Source organism: Paraburkholderia sp. CNPSo 3281 (assembly GCF_024206515.1).
In the GTDB taxonomy this organism is placed as follows: Bacteria; Pseudomonadota; Gammaproteobacteria; order Burkholderiales; family Burkholderiaceae; genus Paraburkholderia; species Paraburkholderia nodosa.
Genome location: NZ_JAMBPS010000154.1, coordinates 1 through 1,124 on the forward strand (window position 1 = coordinate 1; position 1,124 = coordinate 1,124).

At 52.5% G+C, this 1,124-nt stretch carries 2 protein-coding genes; one reads left to right on the forward strand and one right to left on the reverse strand.

From position 1 onward, the window contains the following. The coding region (locus tag M3I56_RS40595; RefSeq protein ID WP_254357379.1) for a transposase at positions 1 to 206 on the forward strand (206 nt) is incomplete at its 5' end. A 42-nt stretch (positions 207 to 248) separates the two neighbouring features. On the opposite strand, the gene M3I56_RS40600 is transcribed toward M3I56_RS40595, so the two are convergent. Further along, positions 249 to 935, reverse strand: coding sequence for a hypothetical protein (locus M3I56_RS40600; protein WP_254358674.1), 687 nt, complete (start codon positions 933 to 935; stop codon positions 249 to 251). Between the last annotated feature and the right edge of the window lie 189 nt (positions 936 to 1,124).

Consider the following 1,124-nt stretch of genomic DNA (forward strand, 5'->3'; position numbering starts at 1 on the left):
ACGCCATTGAAAGTCTGAACATGCAGTTACGCAAGATCATCAAGACCCGTGGCCACTTCCCGAACGACGAGGCGGCCATCAAGCTGCTCTGGCTGGCGCTACGCAATGTGCTGGCCAAATCCGTTCGCGCAGCCTTCGACTGGAAGTCGGCCATGAACCAGTTTGCTATCCTGTTTGGAGACCGATTCACGCAGGCGCGCGGATAATGATTCCTTTAACCGCCTCGCCCACGAAAATGCGGATAGGTTCTAGCAGGGCGGCGGCGCTTCAGTTGTCGCGACTAGGAAGTTCTTTGCACAGTGGCCTATGCTGGTCGGCATCAATTTAACACCGCGCTGAGCCATCTCCTTAATATATTGTTCCCGAGCTTCGCCGAACAAGCCTGAGCCCGAGAAGAACGCGTCGATGCGTGCTTTATGTTCCGCAGCGCCACCTCCGGCAAACTTTGCGTCCTCACCGTAGACGTCAAAAAGCGCACCTTCACGTTCCATAGCGAGGCGATTTGAGATGCTTGTCATCAGTTGTTTTCTGTACTGCCCATAGCCAGCGGTTACTGCATTTGGCATTGAGTTGAAGCGGCTGTTGAAGTGCTTCAACTGCATGCTAATGAAAGGTAGGCCGACTTGCTGCTTAGCCAATTGTGAGACAAACGTCTCCCGCAGCTGATGCACGGAAAACGTCCAGTCGTAGAAAAATTCCAGGTCGTCTATTTCTTCAAGCCATCTTATAATTTTTCCGTTCAAAGAAGCCGGGCGATAACCATGCAGAACTTCCTTTTCGGATTGCCATGGAGGGGAAAAGAGGTAAGAGCTTCCCGTGCGCTCGGTCAAGAACATTAGAATGTCGTACGAATCTTTCGTCAAATCGATTGCTAGGTAAGCACCCGGTGAAGTCATCTTGATTGCGTAAGGCTCGAAGGCGAGGATCGTGTCCATCTAAATTTTTAATGGACAGATGTACATGATGGACGAGATCGAGGTGACGCAGGAGGTCGTGCAACCGACACGACGTCGGCGGCATAGCAAGGAGTTCAAGGCGCAAGTCATCCGGGCGGCGATGCAGCCCAACGTATCGATCGCGGCGGTAGCACTGCACTATCGCTTGAATGCCAACATGCTCCGAAG